Source organism: Streptomyces sp. NBC_00090 (assembly GCF_045160815.1).
In the GTDB taxonomy this organism is placed as follows: domain Bacteria; phylum Actinomycetota; class Actinomycetes; order Streptomycetales; family Streptomycetaceae; genus Streptomyces.
In genome coordinates, this window is sequence record NZ_CP108224.1 from 700,011 (window position 1) to 721,096 (window position 21,086).

Genomic DNA, 21,086 nt, shown 5'->3' on the forward strand with positions numbered 1-21,086 from the left:
ATAAGCGACAAAGAGGACGGTGTCAGGGTATCCGCGTGTGCGATCACGCGCCCGGCCTGAGCCGATCCGGGGCCCTGCGGCGGCCGGGACGGTCGAGTGGCAGGCGTCGAGGGCCGGATCTAGCCTGCCCGAGGGAGCCGTTTCGTCTCCCGTGCCCGAACGCCGGAAGGTGGAGTGTCGTGAGCGCCGACAGCGACGACCAGGAGCGTCCCGAAGCCCGCGTGGGTCCCACTCCCGAGGGCGAACCGGCGTTCCGCCCGTACCACCATCCCGCGGCGGGCTGGGGCGCCGCCAAGAGCGTGACGCGCTTCCTCGTAGCCGAGGGCGCGCTGGTGGACGGCCCGCGCGCGATCATGAAGATGAACCACGAGAACACCGGGTTCGACTGTCCCGGATGCGCGTGGCCGGACGACACCAAGGGCCTCCACCTCGACATCTGCGAGAACGGCATCAAGCACGTCACCTGGGAGATGACCCGCAAGCGGGTCGGGCGCGAGTTCTTCGCCGCCCACTCGGTGACCGAGCTGGCCGGGTGGAGCGACTACGACCTGGAGAACCAGGGCCGGCTGACCGAGCCGATGGTCTACGACCCCGAGACGGACCACTACGTCCCGATCAGCTGGAAGGACGCCTTCGAGGTGGTCGGCCGCGCGCTGCGCGAGCTGGACAGCCCGCATCGGGCGTCCTTCTACACCTCCGGCCGGCTCGGCAACGAGGCGACGTTCCTCTACCAGCTGATGGCCCGGGAACTGGGCACGAACAACCTGCCGGACTGCTCCAACATGTGCCACGAAGCGAGTGGCCGCGCCCTCCAGGCTTCCCTCGGCACGGGCAAGGGGACCGTCGACCTCAAGGACTGGGAGTCCGCCGACGCGCTCTTCATCCTGGGGGTCAACGCCGCCTCGAACGCGCCCCGGATGCTCACCGCCCTCGCGGAGGCGCACCACCGGGGCGCGAAGATCGTGCACGTCAATCCGCTCGTCGAGGCGGCGGCCACCCGCACGATCGTGCCCCACGACTTCCTCGACATGGCCCTCTTCAAGACGACGAAGACGAGCACCCTGAACGTCCAGCCGCGCATCGGCGGCGACATGGCGCTGCTGCGCGGCATGTCCAAGGCGATCCTGGAGCAGTCGGAGACGGATCCCAAGGCGCTGGACCGGGAGTTCATCGACCGTCACACGGCCGGCTTCGACGAGTACCGCGCGCTGTGCGAGGCCACGCCGTGGGAGGAGCTGGAGCGGCAGTCCGGGCTGAGCCGCGCCGACATCCTCGCGGCGGCGCGCGTGTACGGAGAGGCCGACCGCTCCATCGTCAGCTGGTGTCTGGGCGTGACCCAGCACGAGCACGGTGTCGACACCGTCCGGGAGATCGTCAACCTGCTCCTGCTGCGCGGCAATCTGGGCCGGGAGGGAGCGGGCCCCTCCCCCGTACGCGGGCACAGCAACGTCCAGGGCAACCGCACCTGCGGGATCGACCACCGTCCCGGCGACGCGTTCCTGGACCGCCTGGCCGAGGTCTGCAAGATCGAGCCGCCCCGCGAACACGGCCTGGACACCGTCCGGACGATCCCGGCGATGCACCGCGGCGACATCACGGTGTTCGTCGGCATGGGCGGCAACTTCGCCCTCGCGGCGCCGGACACCCCGTACACCTACGCGGCGCTGCGCAACTGCGACCTCACCGTGCAGGTGAGCACCAAGCTGAACCGCAGCCACGTCGTCCACGGCCGGAAGGCCCTGATCCTGCCGTGCCTCGGCCGGACCGAGAAGGACCACCAGCGCAAGGGCGTCCAGAGCACCTCCGTCGAGGACTCGATGAGCATGGTCCACCTCTCCGTCGGCATGAAGCGCCCCGCCTCACCGCACCTGCTCTCCGAACCGGCGATCGTCGCCGGCATGGCCCGCGCCGCGCTGCCCGACAGCGAGACGCCCTGGGAGTGGTACATCGAGGACTACGACCGGATCCGCGACACGATGGCCCGGGCCCTCGACGGTTTCGAGGACTTCAACCGGCGCGTACGTCTGCCGCTCGGCTTCCGCATCAAGCAGCCGGCCAGGGAACTGATCTTCCTCACCCCGTCCGGCCGGGCCGAGTTCTCCTCGGCGGCGCTGCCCGACGTCGTCCCCGCCCCCGGCACCCTCGCACTGGGCACCATGCGCTCCCACGACCAGTGGAACACCACGATCTACTCCGACAACGACCGCTACCGGGGTATCAAGAACCTCCGCACGCTGGTCTTCATGAACCGGGCCGACATGCGCGAACGCGGCATCCCCGACCTCGGCCCCGTCGACATCACGAGCACCGCGAAGGACGGCAGCCAGAGGTTCCTCAACGGCTACCTCGCCATCCCGTACGACATCCCCCGGGGCTGCGCGGCCGGCTACATGCCGGAGATGAACGTGCTGTGCGCGCTCGGCGACTTCAGCACCCAGAGCGACCAGCCGATCATGAAGCACGTCAAGGTCACCATCGCCCCGGCGGCCTGACGAGACGTTCCAGGAGCAGGTACGCGCGCTGCTCCGCGGCGGCGAGCTCGGTCGGGTCCATCTCCGCCGGCCAGAGCTCGCCGGCCGCGGCGTCGTCGGCCTCGCGCAGCTCCACCACGGCCGCCGCCAGACGCGTCTGGACGAGCGGGAACGACGCTTCCCGGCCGTCGGCCAGGGCCTGTTCGGCCCGCTCGGCCGCCTCCGTGCACGCGGCCAGGGCCCGGTCCGCGCGGACCGCCGCGCGGTCGTGGACCACGAGCAGCGCGCAGGCCAGGGCGATGCCCATACCGAGGACGCTGCTCAGCGCCCGGTCCTGGACGAGCGCTTCGGCCGTGGAGGGAGTGGCCAGGTCGGTCAGCAGCAGGGCGAGCGGAGTGAGGAAGACGACGCCGAGACCGTAGTTGCGGGCGACGACGTACTCCAGCAGGAACTCCAGGAGCACGATCACCAGGACGAGCGCCACGGGTTCGGGGTGCGCGGCCAGCACGCCGAGTGCGATCCCGAGGCCGGCGACCGTACCCAAGGTGCGCTGGACGGCGCGCTGTGTGGCCGTGCGGACGTTGATCGAGTGCAGGACCGCGGCGGCGGAGACGGCCGCCCAGTAGCCGTGGCCGAGGCCCAGCAGCAGGGCCGCGCCGCCCGCGAGCCCGGTGCCGAGGACCATCCGCAGGGCGGGGACGAGCAGGACCGCGGCGTGACCGGGGCGCCGGCCCGTCAGCAGCTCGCCGGCGCGCAGTTCGGTCGCGCGTAGCTCTGCGGCGCGCGGCTCGGGGGCGTGCGGATCGGTGGCGCGCGGATCGGTGGCGCGCGGATCGGTGGCGCGCGGATCGGTGGCGCGCCGCCCGCCTCACCCGCGCCGGTGTTCAGGAGATCCGCGAGCTCGCGCAGCGCCGCGGCCACGGCGAGGCGCTGCGGCCGGTCCGGGTGGACGAACCAGCCGGACACGGCGAGCACCCAGGCCACGGCCGCGCCCGACGCGGCCAGGGCGGTGTGGGGAAGGATGTCGGCCGTGGCCGGTGAGCCGTTGGCCGCCACGGCGAAGGAGAAGAGCAGCAGCACCGCGCCGAGACCGCTCAGGCGTGCCGCGTCACAGGCGAGTTTGGCGAGCCCCGCCACCACGGCGGTCGCCGCGACGACCACGGCGGCGCCCGCTCCCCCGTCGGCCGGATCGGCCCACGCGGCGAGCGCCGAACCGCCGCCCACACACGCGGTCATGGCCACCGCGACCAGTGCGAGCACGCGGGCGCGCCGCGCGTAGGGCAGGTTGCGGCCGAACGTCGTCGTGAAGGAGCCCAGCATCGCGTAGACGGCCTGGTCGGCCCGCCCCGCCAGGGCCATCGGCAGAGCGGGCAGCGCCATGGCGAGGGCGGCCCGCAGTGCGAAGGACAGGGCGCCGTCCACGCTCTGCAGGGCGAGCGCCCCGCGCGGGGAGAGCGCGCTCCGCGCACGGGTCGCCGTACGACGCCACCCGTTCAGCACGCGCCGACCCACTCCTCCGCGCCGTCCGCGAAGGTCTCTCGTGCTCGCTGCCCCGGTACCTCCAGGACCTCGACATCGGCCCCGGCCGGCACGCCGCCGGGCGGGACCACCGCGAGGCCGTCGACGAGCGCGAGACCGCGCAGCATCGCCGGTCCGCCGAACGGGAGCGGAGCCACCTCGTGCCCCACGCGGCGCACCGGAAGCAGCCGGGTGTCGTGTGCGTGCCCGGGCAGTGCCGCGACGACGGTCGTCCGGTACGGCTGGCCCGCGACGACCCAGCCGTCCATGGCGGAGGTGTCGAACGGCGGCAGGTCGGTGAGTGCGGTCAGCGGTGCGGCGAGGGCGTGACCCAGAGCCGCGTCGAGGTCGCGGACGACGACGGGCAGCGGTCGTCCGGCGCTGTCACGGGCGCGGACGCGGGCCTGTTCCCACGCCACGGCGTGCACCGCCGATCCCCCACCGGTCCCGGGCACGGGCCGTGGCGTGTCCGCCGCCCTGGTCACAGGTGCGGTGCCGCGCAGCCCGTCGAGGGCGAGTTCGATGTCCAGTTCGGCCTCGGCCGCGGCGATCCATTGACGCATCTGGTGCATCCGGCTCCCCTTTCTCCTCGGGTCGGGCATGCAGTACGTACAGCGCAGGTTGCAGCGGTCGGTGAGGGACACTCTCAGGTCCGTGTGCACGCGGCCGAAGCCGTGCGGTCGCCGGAATTCACCGCCTTTCCTGACGGTCGGCGAAACCGGAACAATCACCCGTCGATCACCTTCGGAAATTTCCCGGAGGAAGTCAAAGAGGGATTCACGATGACGTCATCGGCGGCGCCTATCCGACCACAGAACCCCTGTACACAGCGGTGCGACACATCGATAGGCCACGCCTGTCACCTCATCGGAAACACCTCTTTGACATTCCCCGGGAAATCTCGCGAAGCTGCCGCCGCAGTGCGAGCCGAAAATTCGGAAAGAGGCGGACCGGAACATGACCGACATCGAGGATCCGAGCGACGATCCGAAGGTCACCGCGCCGAAGACGTGGGCGACGGGCCTGCCCGCCGTGACGCACGCGCTGGAGTACTCGCTCGGCCAGACGTCCCCGCGCTGATTGGCGTTACGGCGGGCGGTCCGGTACACCCGTGAGGTGCTGTTCCGTCAACTCGAATACCTGGTGGCCCTGGACCGGGAGCGTCACTTCGCCCGCGCCGCCCAGGCCTGCCACGTCTCCCAGCCCGCGCTCTCCGAGGCCGTCCGGAAGCTGGAGGAGGAGCTGGACGTCCCGCTGGTGCTGCGCGGCCGCAAGTACGAGGGCCTCACGCCCGAGGGCGAGCGCATCGTGGTGTGGGCGCAGCGGATCCTCGCCGATCGGGACGCCCTCAAGAGCGAGGTCGGCGCCCTGCGCAGCGGGCTGAGCGGCACGATGCGGATCGGCTCCGTCCCGACCGCGTCCGGGGCCGTCGCCCAGCTGACCGCCCCGTTCTGTCTGGCGCACCCGCTGGTCACGGTGGAGGTGAGAGCGGACCTCCGGTCCGGGGACGTGCTCCGCCAGCTGCGGAGCTTCGAGATCGACGCCGGGATCACCTATCTCCACAAGGGTCTCTCCGAGGGCTTCCGGTCGGTCCCGCTGTACGAGGAGCGGTACGTGCTGCTGACCGGCGCCGCCGACAGCCTCGTCCACCGGACGACGGCGACCTGGGCGGAGGCCTCGCGGCTGCCGCTCTGTCTGCTCACCGGCGCCATGCAGGGGCGTCAGGTGCTGGACGAGGTGTTCGCCGAGGTCGGGGTGCGGCCCTCGCCCCGGGTCGAGACCGATTCGGTGGCGGCCCTCTTCGCCCACGTCCGGACGGGCCGGTGGGCCGGCATCGTGCCGCACACCTGGCTGCACGTCTTCGGCGTGCCGCACGGGATGCGGGCGGTGCCGCTGGTCGAGCCCTCCCGCACGGTGCCGGTCGGTCTGGTGACCGTCGCCCGGGACCCGGGCTCGGTCATGGCCCGCGCCCTCACGGAGGTCGCCCGCGGCACGGATGTCGCCGCGGCCCTGGAACGCCTTCCGGGAGATCCGGCGCCGGGGCCCCTGTAGGGGACCGCGAGCGGGGGGGTCGGATAGCGTCGTGGGAGCGAACGGAGCCGGTGTCCGGTGCCGGCCGGCGCACACGAAAGGACAGCCATGCCCCTCGAAGGTGAGTACGAGCCCAGCCCGTCGACGTGGGTACGCAACCAGGTCGAGCTGTACGAGTCGTCCGGCGGCACGAAGGGCACGACGATGCGGGGCCTGCCCGTCGTCCTGGTGACGAACGTCGGGGCGCGGAGCGGCAAGCTCCGCAAGACGCCGCTCATGCGCGTGGAGCACGAGGGGGCGTACGCGCTCGTGGCGTCGAACGGCGGGGCGGTGAAGCACCCCGTCTGGTACCACAATCTGGTCGCCACACCCCTGGTCGAGCTGCGCGACGGCCCGCGGACGTGGGACATGAAGGCCCGGCTGGTCACGGGCGAGGAGCGGCAGGCGTGGTGGGAGCGGGCCGTCGAGGCCTTCGCCGACTACGCGGACTACCAGCGCAAGACGGACCGCGAGATCCCGGTCTTCGTGGTCGAGCGCATCAGCTAGGGTGTCCGGCCCCGATCCGCCGGACAGGCCCTCGGGGGTGTCCGGCGGGCGCGGCTACGCCCCGGCCGACCGGGGCCGCGTCAGCCGAGCGCCGCGCGAGAGCGGTTGAGGTAGTCGCGGAAGGCGTTGCGCTCGCGGGTCGTGAAGCCCGCGAGCATCTCACCCTCCAGGGCCTCGACGGCCGGGGCGTGGAGGGCGAGCAGGGCGCGGCCCTCGTCCGTGAGGCTGATGACGTGGCGCCGTCGGCTCGCCGGGTCCGGGGACCTGGTGATGAGGCCGCGCCGTTCCAGCGCGCCGACCAGGTCGGACATCGACTGGGGCGTGACGAAGGAGTTGCGGGCGAGCTCCGCCGAGGACATGCCGTCCCGGCGTTCGAGCACGGTCAGCGCCGTGTACTGGAGGGCGGTGACGCCCGATGGTTTGAGCAGCTCGTCGAGCCGGGCCCGGGTGGCCAGCTCGACCTGCTTCACCGAGTACAGCAGGGACGGCAGAGCGGCTTCCGTCACTTCCCCTCCCCATCATCAGGAATCCTGTCGAAAATTCTAGCGCAACCCCTTGCCCGGCGGCGGGGCGTCCTCCGATACTCAGGATTCCTGATGATTGAGGAGCCCTTCTTGAGCACGCTTTCGATCGACCGCCGCGACGGAGTGGCGGTCCTGACACTCCGACGGCCGGCCAAGCGCAACGCCCTCGACGACGCCACGGTGCTGCGCATCGAGGAGTTCTTCCGCGGTCCGGGACCCGACGTCCGGGCCGTCGTCCTGGACGCCGAGGGCGACCACTTCTCGGCCGGGCTCGACCTCGGCGAGCTGACCGAGCGGTCCACCGAGGAGGCCCTGGAGCACTCGCTCATGTGGCACCGCGTCTTCGACACGATCGAGGGCGGACGGGTCCCCGTGGTGGCCGCGCTGAAGGGTGCGGTGATCGGCGGCGGTCTGGAGCTGGCGGCCGCCGCGCACCTCCGGGTCGCCGAGCCGTCCACGTTCTACGCGCTGCCCGAGGGGCAGCGCGGGCTGTTCGTCGGCGGCGGCGGCTCGGTCCGGATACCCCGGCTGATCGGCGCGCACCGGATGGCGGACATGATGCTCACCGGCCGCGTCCACGACGCCGCCGAGGGCCAGGCGATCGGGCTCTCGCACTACCTGACCGACGAGGGCGGAGCGCTCGCCAAGGCCATGGAGCTCGCGGAGCGGATCGCGGCCAACGCCCCGCTGACCAACTTCGCCGTCCTCCGGGCACTCCCCCGCATCGCCGAGGCCTCGCCCGCGGGCGGCCTCCTGCTCGAATCGCTCATGGCGGCCGTCGCCGCCGGCAGCGACGACGCCCAGCACAGGATGCGGGCGTTCCTCGACGGCCGCGCCGGAAAGGTCGCCCGATGAACGAGATCCTCAGCACCCCGGGACCGCGGGTCAGGGACGAGTCGGAGATCGGGCGCTACCTCGGCTGGCTGGAGAAGGAGCGGCGGCTGTCGTTCCCGGACTACGACAGCCTGTGGCAGTGGTCCGTCACCGACCTGGCGGGCTTCTGGTCCTCGATCTGGGAGTTCTTCGACGTCCGCCCGCACACCGCGCCCACGGCCGCCCTGGGACGCAGGTCGATGCCGGACACGGAGTGGTTCCCCGGCGCGACCCTCAACTACGCCGAGCACGCCCTCGGGCGCGAGGGGTCCGACGACGACGCCGCCGTCGCGGTCGTGGCCCACTCCCAGACCAGGGCGCCGATCGAGCTGACCTTCGGCGAGCTCCGCGACCGGGTCGCCCGGGCCCGCGCCGGGCTCCTGCGCCTCGGTGTACAAAAGGGCGACCGGGTCGTCGCCTATCTGCCGAACATCCCCGAGACGCTCGTGGCCTTCCTCGCCACCGCGAGCATCGGGGCGGTCTGGGCGGCCTGCGCACCGGAGTTCGGCCCGCGCAGCGTGGTCGACCGGTTCGCCCAACTCGAACCGAAGGTGCTGCTCACCGTCGCCGGCTACCGCTACGGGGAGCGGGACGTCGACCGCCGTACCGAGGTGGCGGAGATCGTCTCCCAGCTCCCCACCGTGGAGCGGGTCGTCCACGTCCCCTACGGCTCGAACACCCTGCCCGACGCGATGGGCTGGGCGGAGCTGCTCGCCGAGCCGGCGGAGCCGGCCTTCGAGCCCGTGCCCTTCGACCATCCGCTGTTCGTACTGTTCTCCTCCGGCACCACCGGCATCCCCAAGGCGATCGTCCACCGGCACGGCGGGATCCTCCTGGAGCACCTGAAGAACAACGCGCTGAGCTGGGACCTGAGGCCGGGCGACCGGATGCTCTGGTTCAGCACGACCGCCTGGATGCTCTGGAACACCCTGGTCTCTGCGCTGCTCGTCCGCGCGTCGATCGTCATGATCGACGGCAATCCGGTCCACCCGGACCTGCGGGAGCAGTGGCGGATCGCCGAGGAGACGGGGGCGACGCTCATGGGCGTCAGCCCCGGCTACCTGATGGCCTGCCGCAAGGCGGGCGTCCGGCCGGCCGAGGAGTTCGACCTGTCCCGGCTGCGGCAGCTCGGCGCGGCGGGCAGCCCGCTGGCCGCCGACGGTTTCCGCTGGGTGGCCGAGCAGTTCGGCGACCGGGTGCTCCTGAACGTCGGCTGCGGCGGCACCGACGTCTGCACGGGCATCCTCCAGGGCGGCCCGCTCCAGACCGTGCGGGCCGGGGAGATCTCCGGCCCCTGCCTCGGCGTCGCCGCGTACGCCTACGACGCCGAGGGTAAGCGGGTCGTCGGCGAGCTGGGCGAGCTGGTGATCACCGAGCCGATGCCGTCGATGCCCGTCGGCTTCTGGGGCGACACCGACGGCTCCCGCTACCGGGCCGCCTACTTCGAGGAGTACCCGGGCGTGTGGCGGCACGGCGACTGGGTGCGGTTCGCGCCCGAGGGCCACTGTGTCGTCGCCGGGCGCTCCGACGCCACGCTCAACCGGGGCGGGGTCCGGCTCGGCACCGCGGAGTTCTACGCCGTCGTCGAGGACCTGCCGGAGGTCGACGACAGCCTCGTCGTCCACATCGAGGACCCCGAGGGCGGCAACGGCGAGCTGCTGCTCTTCGTGGCGTGCCCCGCCGGGCTGGACGACGCCCTCCGTACGAGGATCGCCCGCGCGCTGCGGTCGGCGCTGTCGCCGCGGCACGTCCCGGACGTCATCGAGCGGGTACCGGCCGTCCCGCGCAACCGGACCGGCAAGAAGCTGGAGGTCCCGGTCAAGCGGATCCTCCTCGGCGCGCCGCCCGAGTCCGTCGCGAGCACCGACGTCCTCGCCGACCCGCGCGCGCTGGACACCTTCGTCGCGTACGCGGCCGGGCGCGGCGCGGACACGGAGCGGCGGAGCGCGTCATGAGGGTCGCCGTCGTCGGGACCGGGGTCATCGGGGCCTCCTGGACCACGCTCTTCCTGGAGTACGGGCACGAGGTCGTCGCGACCGACCCCGCGCCCGGCGCGGAGTCCCGGCTCCGGGCAGCGGTCACCGCCGACCAGGCCCGGCTGACGTTCACCGCGGACCTCGCCGAGGCCGTCGCGGACGCCGGCTTCGTCCAGGAGAACGGCCCCGAGCGCCCCGAGCTGAAGGACGGGGTCTTCGCCGTCCTCGACGCCGCCGCCCCGCCGGGCACGATCCTGGCGAGCAGCTCCTCCGGGCTGCCGCCGTCCCGGATCCAGCGGGCCTGCGCCGCCCATCCCGAACGGGTCCTGGTGGGCCATCCGTTCAACCCGCCGCACCTCATTCCGCTCGTCGAGGTCGTACCGGGCGAACGGACGGACGAGTCCGCCGTCGAGGGCGCCATGGCCTTCTACCGCGCCCTCGGCAGACGTCCGATCCGGCTGCGCCAGGAGCTGCCCGGCCATGTCGCGAACCGGCTCCAGGCCGCGCTGTGGCGCGAGGCGTACTCCCTCGTCGACCGGGGCGCGGCCACCGTCGCCGACATCGACGCGGCCATCGCCCACGGGCCGGGCCTGCGCTGGGCACTGCTCGGGCCCTTCCTCAACCAGCACCTCTCGGGCGGGGCCGGCGGCATCGCGCACGTCCTGGAACACCTCGGCCCGCCCATGGAGGAGTGGTGGGCCGACCTCGGCGCGCCGAGCCTCACTCCCGAGCTGACCCGCAAGATCACCGAGGGCGTCGCCGCCGAGCTGGCCGGGACCGCGGAGGCCGATCTCGTCGCCGAACGCGACGCGCTCCTCTCCCTCCTCCTCGACGCCAAGAACCGGACCGACCACCTGTGAGCACCCCGATGAACCCCGACGATCTGACCGCGATCGACTTCCACGTCCACGTCGAGCAGGACGCCCACGGCCACCTCGCGCTCGACGCGGAGCTGATGGACGCCTCCGCCGCCTACTTCAGGTCCGGCCAGGACCGCACCCCGACGGTCGAGCGCCTCGCGGCGTACTACCGGGAGCGCCGGACGGCCGCCGTGATCTTCACGGTGGACGCGACCACGGGCCTCGGCCACCCGGCCCTGTCCAGCGAGGAGATCGCCGCGGCCGCGGCCGAACACCCGGACGTCCTCATCCCGTTCGGCTCCGTCGACCCGCACCGGCCCGACGCCGTCGACCGGGCCCGCGCGCTCGTCCTCGACCACGGCGTCCGCGGCTTCAAGTTCCACCCGAGCCTCCAGGCCTTCGCGCCGAACGCGCCGGAGCACTACCCGCTCTACGAGGCGCTCCAGGAGCTGGGCGTCCCCGCGCTGTTCCACACCGGGCAGACGGGGATCGGCGCGGGCCTGCCCGGCGGGCGCGGCATCAGGCTGCGCTACTCGGACCCGATGCTCCTGGACGACGTGGCCGCCGATTTCCCCGGCCTGACGATCGTCCTGGCGCACCCCTCGGTGCCGTGGCAGGACGAGGCGATCTCCATCGCCACGCACAAGGCCAACGTCCACATCGACCTGTCGGGCTGGTCGCCGAAGTACTTCCCGCCGCAGCTCGTCAGGGCGGCCGGCTCCTTCCTCCGGCACAAGGTGCTGTTCGGTTCGGACTTCCCCGTGGTCACACCGGACCGCTGGCTGGCCGACTTCGAGGCACTGGACATCAAGCCCGAGGTCCGCCCCCTGATCCTCAAGGAGAACGCCGTCCGCCTCCTCGGCCTCTGACGACGGCCTCTCCCCCGTGAACCGAGCGCGCGGAGCGCAGGGGGCTCCGCGCGCTCCTTCACGCCCTGCGGCGCCGCAACACCTCGCTGAAGCATTCCGCAAGATCTTGCCCGACGGAACCGGTCAGCTCGGCGACCTCACCCAGGAGGCCGGCGCGGTCGATGGCGTCGCTCCCGGTCGCCGGTACGGTGCAGGCAAAGGCGCCAGCCACCGCGCCGAACAGGGCGCATCGGGACGGCGGACGGTGGTGCCGGTGGTGGCAGTAGTGCCGGCGATCCGGCGGGGGAGGCCCGATGACGTCCGCCCCACCCACCGGCCCGTACGACGTCGTCGTCCTCGGCGGTTCGTCCTGCGTCAACGTCTGCTGGAACACCTGGGGGTCCGCCGCGGACCACGACGAGTGGTCCCGGGCGGACGGCCCCCGCCGGACCGCCGCCGCCATGGAGCCGTACCGCGACAGGGCCGTGCGCCGGATGGGGCTGCGACAGGTGCCCGACGGGGAGCTGTCGGCGCGGCGCTCGACGCGGCGCGCGAACTCGGCTGGTCCGAGGTCGCGGCGCCCGGTGGACCGGGCTTCCGGAGGACCGGGGAGACGGAGTAGCTATCCGCACGCGCGCCCCGGGTACGCGTCGCTCTCGGGTGCGCCGGCCGCCCGCATCCTGCGCAGGACCTCTCCCAGGGAGGCGTCGTCGACGGCGACGGGGATGTTGAGCTCCGTGTCGAAGACCATGGTGTCCGCGTCGGGGTGCCAGATGATCCACCGGGGCGGTACCGCCGGTTCCTGCCAGAGGGGCGCGAACCGTTCGACGTGTTCTCCCACCGTGCTCACTGCTTCGCCTCCCGCGTGCGCCGGCCGTCCACGAACGTCTCCACGATCTCGATGTCCCCGATCCGTCCGGTGTCGACGCGCCGCGGGTCGTCCCCCAGCACCACGAGGTCGGCGCGCTTGCCGGGGGCGAGGCTGCCCGCGCTGTCGTCCCAGCGGCAGGCGTACGCGCCGGCGACGGTGTAGGCGTGCAGGGCCTCGTCGACGGTGACGCCCTCGTCCGGGCCGATCCGCCGGCCCGAGACGGAGGCGCGTTCGACCATGAACTGGACGGCGCGGAGCGGCGAGCCGTCCGTGACCGGCCGGTCGGAGCTGCCGACGAGGGTGACTCCGTGGTCGAGGAATCCGCGGCCCCGGTACATCCACGGTGCCCGCCGCTCCCCCATGATCTCCGCGTAGTCGTCGCCGAAGTAGCGCAGGAAGTTGGGCTGGATCACGGCGCTGAGGCCGAGGCGTGCGAAGCGGGGCAGCTGGTCGGGCCGGATCAGCCCGGCGTGCTCGATCCGGTGCCGGGCGTCGGGGCGGGGCCGCAGCTCCTGGGCGCGTTCGAGGGCGTCGAGGGCGAGGTCGGCGGCGCGGTCCCCGATGGCGTGGACGGCGAGCTGCCAGCCGGCGAGGTGGCCGTCCACGATCAGCTCCGCGAGCCGCTCGGGGTCGTCCTGGAGCTGGCCGCTCCCGGACGTCCCCTCGTACGGGGAGGTGAGCGCGGCCGTGCGCGCCATCATGCCGCCGTCGGTGTAGATCTTGAGCGCGCCCAGGGACAGCCAGTCGTCGCCGAAGCCGGTCCGCAGGCCGAGGTCGAGGGCGCGGGGGATGCCGTCGTCGCGGTGCGCGCCGACCGGTCGGAGGGTGTCGCCGGCGGCCATGAGCTGGACCCGCAGGGGCAGTCGGGCCTGGTCCCTGAGCAGTTGGTAGGCGCCGAGTTCGACCGGGCTGTGGCCGAGGAGGCCGCCGCCGATGCCGGCTTCGGCGGCGGCGGTGATGCCCTCGGCGAGGCAGGCCCGGCCCGCGTGCTCGATCGCGTCGGCGAGCTCCTCCTGCGAGTACGGCAGCCGGAGCCGGCGTACGGCGGACATGGCGCTCTCGACGAGGAAGCCGTCCTGGTGCGGCACGTCGGACGGGAGCAGCTCCAGTACGGCGCTGTTGACCACGCAGGCGTGTCCGGAGTCGTGCATGACGAAGAGCTTCCGCCCGTGGCTGACCCGGTCGAGCTCGGCGGCGGTGAGGTGGCGGCCGAGGGCCCGCTGGTCGTATCCGGCGATGTCCACCCAGCTGCCGGGCGCGCCGGTGCGCGAGGTGGCGGCGTCGACGACGGCGAGCACGTCCTCGACGCGCTCGCACGGTGCGATGCTCGGGGTCTTCGCCTTCAGTCCGGCCCACGCGAGGTGGACGTGGCTGTCGATGAAGCCGGGGAGCACGGTGGCGCCCTGGAGGTCGACGACCTCGCGGGCGGGCAGCGAGGTCACCGCCGCGTCCAGGCCGACGATCCGTCCCCGCCAGATGCCGAGGTCGTGGGCGACGGGGTGGTCCGGGTCCATGGTGAGGATGTGCGCGTTCGTCAGCCTCGTGCAGAGCATGGGCAGTCCGTCCGGTTCGTCGGCGTCAGGAGGTCGGGGCGAGCACGGTGGCGCCGGTGGTGGGCGCGTACCGCTTGGGCGCCGCCGGCACCATCAGCGGGGTCCCCGTCTCCGGGTCGTCGATGATCCGGCAGGGCAGGCCGAAGACGTCCTCGACCAGTTCGGCGGTCATGACGGTCGCCGGGTCGCCCTCGGCGGCGATCACTCCCCCGGGCCGCATCACGATCAGGTGCGTGGCGTAGCGGCACGCCTGGTTGAGGTCGTGCAGGACCGCCACGATCGTGTGGCCCTCGCGGGCGTGGAGCCCGGCGCACAGGTCGAGGACCTCGACCTGGTGCGCGATGTCGAGGAAGGTGGTCGGCTCGTCGAGGAGGAGGATCGAGGTCTGCTGCGCCAGGACCATGGAGAGCCAGACGCGCTGGCGCTGGCCGCCGGACAGGTCGTCGACGGGCCGGTCGGCGAGTTCGAGGACGCCGGTCTGCCGCATCGCCTCGACGACGGCCGCCTCGTCGTCGGCGGACCACTGCTTGAGCATGCCCTGGTGGGGGTAGCGGCCGCGGGCGACGAGGTCGCCGACGGTGATGCCGCCGGGCGCGGTCGAGGACTGCGGGAGGAGCCCGAGGCGGCGGGCGACCTCGCGGGACCGGTACGAGCCGATGGCGCGGCCGTCCAGGTGGACCTGTCCGGTGCGGGGCTTGAGCATCCGGGCGAGGGCCGTGAGCAGGGTGGACTTGCCGCAGGCGTTCGGGCCGATGATGACGGTGAACGAGCGGTCGGGGATGTCGACGGTGAGGTCGGTCGCCACCGTCCGCTGGTCGTAGGAGAGGGTCAGGTTCTCGGCGCGCAGGCGGGAGGCCGGACGGTTCGTTGCTGTCATGCGCGGCTCTTTCGCGACTCGGTGACCAGTAGCCAGATGAGGTAGAGCCCGCCGACGCAGCCGGTCGCCGTGCCGACCGGGAGGAGCGCGGGGGCGAAGAGGCGCTGCACGGCGAGGTCGCTGAGGGCGAGCATGACCGCGCCCATGAGGGCGGACTGGAGCAGTGCGGGCCCGGAGGAGCGCGCCAGTTTGCGGGCCACCTGGGGCGCGGCCAGGGCGATGAACCAGATGGGGCCGGTGACGGCGGTGGCGAACGCGGCCAGGGCGACGCTGATGACGAGCAGGACGGTCCGGGTCCGGGTCACGTCGACGCCGAGGGCCATGGCGGTGGTGTCGCCCATCTCGACCATGGAGAGGCGGCGGGAGAGGAGGAAGGCGAGCGGCAGCAGGACGGCGACGGCGAGGCCGATGGCGTTGGCGTGCGTCCAGAGCCGGTTGCCCAGGCTGCCGATCAGCCAGGCCTGGGCTTCCAGGGCCTCCTGGAAGGTCGCCCGGGTGATCAGGTACGAGTTGACGGCGAGGAGCAGGGCGCTGACGCCGATGCCGACGACGACCAGCCGGAAGCCCTGGATGCCCCGGCCGAGCATGAGGAGGTGGACGGCGAGGGCCGTGGCGAGGCCGCCGATCAGTGCGCCGAGCGCGATCTGCGTCATGCTGCCGTGCAGCATGACGATGACGACGAGCGCGCCCACCGCGGAGCCGTTGGTGAAGCCGATGATGTCGGGGCTGCCGAGGGGGTTGCCCGTGATGCTCTGGAGGATGGCCCCGCTGACGGCGAGGGCGGCGCCGACGAAGAGCGCTGTCAGGAGCCGGGGCATGCGCAGGGTGTTGACGACGAAGTCGGCGATGCCGGACCCGTTCCCGGTGAGCGTTTCGAGGACCTCCCCGACGGTGAGGTCGAAGTCGCCGGTGGTGAGGGTGACGCCCACGACGGCGACCAGCGCGGCGAGGAGGGCGGCGGTGACGGCGACGGTCCGGCCCCGGAAGAGCACGGAGACGGATCCCGAGCGGGTACGGACGACCCGGCCGCTGACGACGCGGGGCGGGGCCGGGACGGTCCCGCCGGCGGGACCGGGTCGGGGCGCGGGTCCGGAGGCCTTCGCCTCCCGTACGGGAGTCACAGCATGACCAGCTTTCGGCGACGGCACAGGGCGATGAAGAGCGGGGCGCCGATGAACGCGGTGACGATGCCGACCTGGACCTCGCCGGGGGCGCCGAGGACGCGGCCGATGACGTCGGAGCCGATGAGGAGGACGGGGGCGATGAGCATCGAGTACGCGAACACCCACCGCTGGTCGGGGCCGACCACGAAGCGGGCGATGTGCGGGACGGCGAGCCCCACGAAGCCGATGGGCCCGGCGGCGGCGGTCGCGGCGCCGCACAGGAGCATGACGGCGACGGCGCCGAGGGCGCGGGTCCTGCCGACGTTGACGCCGAGGGCGCGCCCCAGCTGGTCGCCCATGGCGAGGGCGTTGAGCGAGGGCGCGAGGAAGAGGGCGACGATCAGGCCCACGGCGATGAACGGCAGGGCCATCAGGACGACGTCGTAGTAGCGGCCCGCGAGGGAGCCCACCGTCCAGAAGCGGAACTGGTCGAAGGCCCTCGGGTTGAGCAGCAGGATCGCCCAGTTGAAGGCGTACAGGACGGCGGTCACGGCGGCGCCGGCGACGACGAGCCGCTCGGGCGAGGCGAGTTTCCGGCCGGATGAGCCGAGGAGGTAGACCCCGACGGACGCGGCGGCGGCGCCGGCGAGGGCGAACCACACGTAGCCGAGGGGCGCGGCGACGCCGAAGAAGGCGATGGCGACCACCACGCCGGCGGAGGCCCCCAGGTTGACGCCGAGCATGCCGGGGTCGGCGAGCGGGTTGCGTGTCAGGGCCTGCATCAGGGCGCCGGCCAGACCGAGCGCCATGCCGACGAGCATGCCGAGGAGGGTCCGGGGGATGCGGTAGTCATGGATGATCACCGACGTCTCCGACCCGTCGGGGTTCCACAGGACGTGCCAGGTGGCGGTGAAGGGGATGCCCCGGGTGCCGACCCACACGCTGAGGAGGGCGACGAGGACCAGTGCGGCGGCGCCGACGAGCAGGCCGAGGCTCCGTAACGTCGCCCCGGTGCGGCCCGAGCCCGGCGGGGCGTCGCCCGGCGTCTTCCCGGGCTCACCACCGGTCTGCTGTCCGGACACCACCCGGGGATCGCGGGACTGGACGGACAACGACAGCTCCCCTGACGGCAGTTGACGCGTGGGGCGGGCCCAGCGGTGCACGGACTGACGGGTCGATACTTAGGTGAGGCTAACCGAAGCGCACGGCCGGGTCAACGCACGGGTGGACCCGGCCGGAGACTCGCGCACGGGTGGCCGGAACCTCCCCCTCACCCATGCCGACCGGCCATCCGGTCAGAGTAGGCTTACCTAACCATTCGCTACGTCTCCGTGGAGGAGCCACATGCCAACGGGCGTACCCACAGGGGGACTTGTCCTCGGTCGAGCGATCAGAGGGCAACGCCGCCGTGTCGTGGCGGCATCCCTGCTCGGCATGACCCACCAGGGCTGCGAAGCCCTGGTACCGGTGGTCATCGGCGTCATCATCGACACGGCGGTGGCCACCGGCTCCTCCGAAGCCCTGCTGCGCCGGCTCCTCGTCCTCGCGGCCCTCTTCCTCGTCCTCTCCACGTGCTACCGCACGAGCGCCCGGATCACCGAGGGCGCGGGCGAGCACGCCGCGCACCGGCTCCGGATGGAGCTGGCGGCCCGCGTCCTCGACCCCCGGGGCGGCTCCGACGCGAACCGGCTGCCCGGCGCCCTGACCAGCATCGCCACCAACGACGCCCGTCGCGTGGGCTCGGTGGCGACCGTCATCTCGTACGGGGTGTCGGCGGTCGCCGCCCTCGTGATCAGCGCCGTCGCGCTCCTCAGGATCTCCGTACCGCTCGGCCTCCTCGTCCTGCTCGGGATCCCGCCCCTGCTGTGGCTCGGCCACCGCATCAGCCGGCCCCTGGAACGGCGCAGCGAGACCGAGCAGGAGCACGCCGCCCACGCCTCGGGGGTCGCCGCCGACCTCGTCGCCGGCCTGCGTGTCCTCAAGGGCATGGGCGCGGAGTCGGCGGCCGTCGCCCGCTACCGCACGACGAGCCAGGACTCGCTGGCAGCCGCCCTGCGCGCGGCCCGGAGCCGGGCCGGACACGAGGGCGCGATCCTCGCGCTCACCGGCGTCTTCATCGCCGTGATCGGCCTGGTGGGCGCCTACCTCGCCATGGACGGCAGCATCAGCGTCGGTGACCTGGTGGCGGCCGTCGGCCTGGCGCAGTTCCTCCTCGGCCCGTTCCAGCTGCTCACCTACGTCAACGCCGAGCTCGCCCAGGGCCGGGCGTCGGCCCGGCGGATCGCCGAGGTGCTGGCCGAGCCCGTCGCCGTCGAGGGCGGGCAGGCGGCCCCGGCCGTCCCGGCCGCCGGACACCTCGCCCTGCGCGGGGTGTCGCTCGGAGCGCTGCGGGGGGTGGATCTCGACCTTCCGGCCGGCGGCCTGACCGGCATCGTCACCAGGGATCCGGCCGCCGCCGCCGATCTGCTGCTCTGTCTGGCCCGGGAGAAGGACCCCGCCGAGGGCATGATCGAACTCGACGGCGTACCCCTGACCGGGCTCGACCCCGACGCGCTGCGCCGGGCGGTCCTGGTCGCCCACCACGACGCGGACCTCTTCGAGAGCACCCTGCTCGACAACGTCCGGGCCGGCGCCGACGGCGACGGCGACGCGGTGGCCGTCGACAGCGCCCTGCGGGCCTCGGCCGCCGACGACGTGGCCCAGCTGCTGCCGGACGGCACGGACACCCTCCTCGCCGAACGCGGCCGGTCCCTCTCGGGCGGCCAGCGTCAGCGCGTGGCGCTCGCCCGGGCGCTCGCCGCGGACCGGCCCGTCCTCGTCCTGCACGATCCGACCACCGCCGTCGACACCGTCACCGAGTCCCGGATCGCGGGCCGCCTGCGCGAGCTCCGGCAGGGCCGTACGACCGTGCTGGTCACCACCAGTCCCGCGCTCCTGGCGGTGACCGACCGCGTGGTGGTCCTGGAGGACGGCACCGTACGGGCCGACGGCCACCACATCGAACTCCTCGCCGCCGACGAGACGTACCGCGCGACGGTGCTGGCATGACGTCCGACGGGGAACGACGTACCGGCGACACCGGCGACACCGGCGACACGCGCGCCACGGGCGACACGAGAGACACGAGGGAGACGGAACAGACCATGAGCGGAACCAGCCAGGACCGCGCGCTCCTGCCGACCGCCACCGGCGCCCAGTCCATGGCGGCGCTCCGCACGATGCTCCACGGCCACCGGCTCCTGGCCGTGGCCGCGATGACCGTCCTGGTCGCCGGAACCGCCATCGGGCTGCTGACCGCGCCCCTGCTCGGCCACATCGTCGACCTGGTCGTGGAGCAGCGGGGGTCCCAGGCCCTGACGGTGCCGCTCGTCCTGCTCATCGCCGTCGCGGTGGCCCGCGGCGCCGCCACCGCCGTCGGGAGCACCCTCGTCGCCCGGCTCGGCGAGACCGTCCTCGCCGCCCTGCGCGAGCAGTTCATCGAGCGGGCGCTGCGGCTGCCGCTCGACCGGGTCGAGGCGGCCGGCTCCGGCGACCTCGTCTCCCGCGTGACGAGCGACGTGACGATGATCGCCAAGTCGGTGCGCCAGGCGCTGCCCGAGTTCAGCCGCTCCGCCCTCACGATCGTGCTCACCTTCGTCGGACTCGCCGTCCTCGACTGGCGGTTCCTGCTGGCGGCGCTCCTCGCCGCGCCGGTCCAGGTCTTCTCCGTCCGCTGGTACATGCGCCGCTCCTCCCCCGTGTACGGCGAGCACCGCATCGCCACCGGCGCGTTGCAGCACCAGCTGCTCGACAGCGTCGGCGGCGTGCGGACCGTCCGTGCCTTCCGGCTCGGCGCCACGCACGCCGGCCTCCTGGAGGAGCGGTCGGGGGCGGCGCGCGACCTGGGCCTGCGGGGCATCCACCTCGTCACCGGCTTCTTCTCCCGGCTGAACCTCGCCGAGTTCATCGGCCTGGCCGCGATGCTCGCCACCGGCTTCGTGCTGGTCGACGGCGGCTCGGTCAGCATCGGTACGGCCACCGCGGCCGCGCTGTACTTCCACAGCCTCTTCAACCCGATCAACGCGACGCTGTACCTCCTGGACGACGCCCAGTCCGCGGGGGCGAGCTTCGCCCGCCTCGTGGGCGTCTCGGCCCTGCCGGCGGAGCCGGCGCCGCAGGGGGCCGACGCCCCCGTGGACGGCTCGGTCACGGTGTCGGGGCTCAGCCACGCGTACGGCACGGGAGCTCCGGTGCTGCACGAGGTCGACCTCGTCGTGCGCAGCGGGGAACGGGTCGCGCTGGTGGGCGCGAGCGGGGCGGGCAAGACGACCCTCGCCAAGGTCATCGCCGGGGTCCACGAGCCGTCCTCGGGGTCGATCACCCTCGGCGGGGTCCCCGTCGGGAAGCTGGGCCCGGCCGGGGTCCGCCGCGCGGTCGCCCTCATCAGCCAGGAGGTGCACGTCTTCGCCGGGCCGCTCGCCGAGGACCTGCGGCTGACCCGGCCGGACGCCGACGACGCGGAGCTGCGCGGCGCCCTGGAGCGGGTGGGCGCCCTGGAGTGGGCGGAGGCGCTGCCCGAGGGCCTGGACACGGTCGTCGGAGAGGGCGGCCACCGGCTGACGGTGACGCAGGCGCAGCATCTCGCGCTGGCCCGGCTGGTCCTCGCCGACCCGCCCATCGCCATCCTCGACGAGGCGACGGCCGACGCGGGCAGCGCGGGCGCGCGCGTCCTGGAGGACGCCGCCGCGCGTGCCCTGGAGGGCCGCACGGGGCTGATGGTCGCCCACCGCCTCCCGCAGGCCGCGACCGCCGACCGCGTCGTCGTCCTGGACGGCGGCCGCGTCGTGGAGAACGGCACCCATGAGGAGCTGATCGCCGCGGGCGGCCGGTACGCCGACCTCTGGGCGGCCTGGTCCGACAGCCGGCGGGAGCCCGCGGAGAAGGTCCCGAAGCCGGCCGCCGGCTCCGAGGTCCCGGTCGCACCGGCCCTCTGAGGGGCGGCACGGCGGGAACGGAAGGAGGGGCGTCACGACGGATCGTCGTGACGCCCCTCCCT

General features: G+C 73.2%; 19 protein-coding genes and 2 pseudogenes. 11 read left to right on the forward strand and 10 right to left on the reverse strand.

The window, feature by feature from the left end; genetic code table 11:
• The first annotated feature begins 179 nt into the window (after positions 1 to 179).
• Positions 180 to 2,492: an FdhF/YdeP family oxidoreductase gene (locus OG361_RS03125; protein ID WP_405851731.1), complete on the forward strand. Its 2,313-nt coding sequence runs from the start codon at positions 180 to 182 to the stop codon at positions 2,490 to 2,492.
• Here the strand turns inward: OG361_RS03125 and OG361_RS03130 are convergent.
• Genes OG361_RS03130 through OG361_RS03140 form a run of 3 tightly spaced genes read right to left on the reverse strand, consistent with a single transcriptional unit; the run spans position 2,470 to position 4,561 of the window.
• Positions 2,470 to 3,156, reverse strand: coding sequence for an FUSC family protein (locus OG361_RS03130; protein ID WP_405851732.1), 687 nt, complete (start codon positions 3,154 to 3,156; stop codon positions 2,470 to 2,472). The genes OG361_RS03125 and OG361_RS03130 overlap by 23 nt on opposite strands.
• A 50-nt stretch (positions 3,157 to 3,206) precedes the next feature.
• The gene (locus OG361_RS03135) at positions 3,207 to 3,971 is read right to left on the reverse strand and encodes a hypothetical protein (protein ID WP_405851733.1); all 765 of its coding nucleotides are present in this window, start codon (positions 3,969 to 3,971) and stop codon (positions 3,207 to 3,209) included.
• Positions 3,965 to 4,561 (reverse strand): hypothetical protein, encoded by a 597-nt coding sequence (locus OG361_RS03140; RefSeq protein WP_405851734.1) that lies wholly within the window; start codon positions 4,559 to 4,561, stop codon positions 3,965 to 3,967. Before OG361_RS03140 ends, OG361_RS03135 begins: the two co-directional genes overlap by 7 nt.
• A 385-nt stretch (positions 4,562 to 4,946) precedes the next feature.
• On the opposite strand from OG361_RS03140, the gene OG361_RS03145 reads away from it, so the two are divergent.
• From OG361_RS03145 to OG361_RS03155, 3 genes are all read left to right on the forward strand, one after another.
• Positions 4,947 to 5,069, forward strand: coding sequence for a hypothetical protein (locus tag OG361_RS03145; RefSeq protein ID WP_405862714.1), 123 nt, complete (start codon positions 4,947 to 4,949; stop codon positions 5,067 to 5,069).
• Between the two features lie 36 nt (positions 5,070 to 5,105).
• Positions 5,106 to 6,041 carry a LysR family transcriptional regulator gene (locus OG361_RS03150; protein WP_405851735.1) on the forward strand — a complete coding sequence of 312 codons (936 nt, stop codon included), beginning with the start codon at positions 5,106 to 5,108 and terminating at the stop codon, positions 6,039 to 6,041.
• Positions 6,042 to 6,128: 87 nt separating this feature from the next.
• Entirely contained in the window at positions 6,129 to 6,566 is a 438-nt protein-coding gene (locus tag OG361_RS03155) for a nitroreductase family deazaflavin-dependent oxidoreductase (protein ID WP_405851736.1), read from the forward strand.
• A gap of 80 nt (positions 6,567 to 6,646) precedes the next feature.
• Here the strand turns inward: OG361_RS03155 and OG361_RS03160 are convergent, their stop codons facing one another.
• The gene (locus OG361_RS03160; RefSeq protein ID WP_405851737.1) at positions 6,647 to 7,072 is read right to left on the reverse strand and encodes a MarR family winged helix-turn-helix transcriptional regulator; all 426 of its coding nucleotides are present in this window, start codon (positions 7,070 to 7,072) and stop codon (positions 6,647 to 6,649) included.
• A 108-nt stretch (positions 7,073 to 7,180) separates the two neighbouring features.
• Here OG361_RS03160 and OG361_RS03165 point away from each other — a divergent pair, with 108 nt between their 5' ends.
• Genes OG361_RS03165 through OG361_RS03180 form a run of 4 tightly spaced genes read left to right on the forward strand, consistent with a single transcriptional unit; the run spans position 7,181 to position 11,668 of the window.
• Positions 7,181 to 7,945, forward strand: coding sequence for a crotonase/enoyl-CoA hydratase family protein (locus tag OG361_RS03165; protein WP_405851738.1), 765 nt, complete (start codon positions 7,181 to 7,183; stop codon positions 7,943 to 7,945).
• Positions 7,942 to 9,918: an acetoacetate--CoA ligase gene (locus OG361_RS03170; RefSeq protein ID WP_405851739.1), complete on the forward strand. Its 1,977-nt coding sequence runs from the start codon at positions 7,942 to 7,944 to the stop codon at positions 9,916 to 9,918. Before OG361_RS03165 ends, OG361_RS03170 begins: the two co-directional genes overlap by 4 nt.
• Positions 9,915 to 10,799, forward strand: coding sequence for a 3-hydroxyacyl-CoA dehydrogenase NAD-binding domain-containing protein (locus OG361_RS03175; protein ID WP_405851740.1), 885 nt, complete (start codon positions 9,915 to 9,917; stop codon positions 10,797 to 10,799). The genes OG361_RS03170 and OG361_RS03175 overlap by 4 nt, the downstream gene beginning before the upstream one ends.
• Positions 10,800 to 10,807: 8 nt before the next feature.
• A complete protein-coding gene (locus OG361_RS03180; protein WP_405862033.1) occupies positions 10,808 to 11,668 on the forward strand; it encodes an amidohydrolase family protein in 861 nt (286 codons plus the stop codon).
• 58 nt (positions 11,669 to 11,726) lie between these two features.
• Here the strand turns inward: OG361_RS03180 and OG361_RS03185 are convergent.
• Positions 11,727 to 11,909: pseudogene (locus OG361_RS03185) on the reverse strand (hypothetical protein); the annotation flags it as partial.
• A gap of 52 nt (positions 11,910 to 11,961) precedes the next feature.
• Here OG361_RS03185 and OG361_RS03190 point away from each other — a divergent pair.
• Positions 11,962 to 12,144: pseudogene (locus tag OG361_RS03190) on the forward strand (hypothetical protein); the annotation flags it as partial.
• Positions 12,145 to 12,269: 125 nt separating this feature from the next.
• On the opposite strand, the gene OG361_RS03195 reads toward OG361_RS03190, so the two are convergent.
• From OG361_RS03195 to OG361_RS03215, 5 genes are read right to left on the reverse strand one after another with little or no spacing between them, the layout of a single operon-like run.
• Positions 12,270 to 12,497, reverse strand: a complete 228-nt coding sequence (locus tag OG361_RS03195; RefSeq protein ID WP_405851741.1) for a hypothetical protein — start codon at positions 12,495 to 12,497, stop codon at positions 12,270 to 12,272.
• Positions 12,494 to 14,071: an amidohydrolase gene (locus OG361_RS03200; RefSeq protein ID WP_405851742.1), complete on the reverse strand. Its 1,578-nt coding sequence runs from the start codon at positions 14,069 to 14,071 to the stop codon at positions 12,494 to 12,496. Before OG361_RS03200 ends, OG361_RS03195 begins: the two co-directional genes overlap by 4 nt.
• 25 nt (positions 14,072 to 14,096) lie before the next feature.
• Complete coding sequence (locus tag OG361_RS03205) at positions 14,097 to 14,948, reverse strand: ABC transporter ATP-binding protein (RefSeq protein ID WP_405851743.1); 852 nt, start codon at positions 14,946 to 14,948, stop codon at positions 14,097 to 14,099.
• The gene (locus OG361_RS03210; RefSeq protein ID WP_405851744.1) at positions 14,945 to 16,069 is read right to left on the reverse strand and encodes a FecCD family ABC transporter permease; all 1,125 of its coding nucleotides are present in this window, start codon (positions 16,067 to 16,069) and stop codon (positions 14,945 to 14,947) included. The genes OG361_RS03205 and OG361_RS03210 overlap by 4 nt, the downstream gene beginning before the upstream one ends.
• Positions 16,066 to 17,169 (reverse strand): FecCD family ABC transporter permease, encoded by a 1,104-nt coding sequence (locus OG361_RS03215; protein WP_405862035.1) that lies wholly within the window; start codon positions 17,167 to 17,169, stop codon positions 16,066 to 16,068. Before OG361_RS03215 ends, OG361_RS03210 begins: the two co-directional genes overlap by 4 nt.
• Positions 17,170 to 17,395: 226 nt before the next feature.
• On the opposite strand from OG361_RS03215, the gene OG361_RS03220 reads away from it, so the two are divergent.
• Together OG361_RS03220 and OG361_RS03225 are read left to right on the forward strand one after the other, a co-directional pair.
• Entirely contained in the window at positions 17,396 to 19,099 is a 1,704-nt protein-coding gene (locus OG361_RS03220; RefSeq protein WP_405851745.1) for an ABC transporter ATP-binding protein, read from the forward strand.
• 95 nt (positions 19,100 to 19,194) lie between these two features.
• Entirely contained in the window at positions 19,195 to 21,024 is a 1,830-nt protein-coding gene (locus tag OG361_RS03225) for an ABC transporter ATP-binding protein (RefSeq protein WP_405862037.1), read from the forward strand.
• Positions 21,025 to 21,086: the final 62 nt, after the last annotated feature.

Coding starts and splice junctions, on each gene's coding strand:
- OG361_RS03130 (WP_405851732.1), bottom strand. CDS start 3,156: ATGGTCCTCGGCACCGGGCTCGCGGGCGGCGCGGCCCTGCTGCTGGGC.
- OG361_RS03140 (WP_405851734.1), bottom strand. CDS start 4,561: ATGCACCAGATGCGTCAATGGATCGCCGCGGCCGAGGCCGAACTGGAC.
- OG361_RS03145 (WP_405862714.1), top strand. CDS start 4,947: ATGACCGACATCGAGGATCCGAGCGACGATCCGAAGGTCACCGCGCCG.
- OG361_RS03155 (WP_405851736.1), top strand. CDS start 6,129: ATGCCCCTCGAAGGTGAGTACGAGCCCAGCCCGTCGACGTGGGTACGC.
- OG361_RS03170 (WP_405851739.1), top strand. CDS start 7,942: ATGAACGAGATCCTCAGCACCCCGGGACCGCGGGTCAGGGACGAGTCG.
- OG361_RS03175 (WP_405851740.1), top strand. CDS start 9,915: ATGAGGGTCGCCGTCGTCGGGACCGGGGTCATCGGGGCCTCCTGGACC.
- OG361_RS03180 (WP_405862033.1), top strand. CDS start 10,808: ATGAACCCCGACGATCTGACCGCGATCGACTTCCACGTCCACGTCGAG.
- OG361_RS03200 (WP_405851742.1), bottom strand. CDS start 14,071: ATGCTCTGCACGAGGCTGACGAACGCGCACATCCTCACCATGGACCCG.
- OG361_RS03205 (WP_405851743.1), bottom strand. CDS start 14,948: ATGACAGCAACGAACCGTCCGGCCTCCCGCCTGCGCGCCGAGAACCTG.
- OG361_RS03220 (WP_405851745.1), top strand. CDS start 17,396: ATGCCAACGGGCGTACCCACAGGGGGACTTGTCCTCGGTCGAGCGATC.
- OG361_RS03225 (WP_405862037.1), top strand. CDS start 19,195: ATGAGCGGAACCAGCCAGGACCGCGCGCTCCTGCCGACCGCCACCGGC.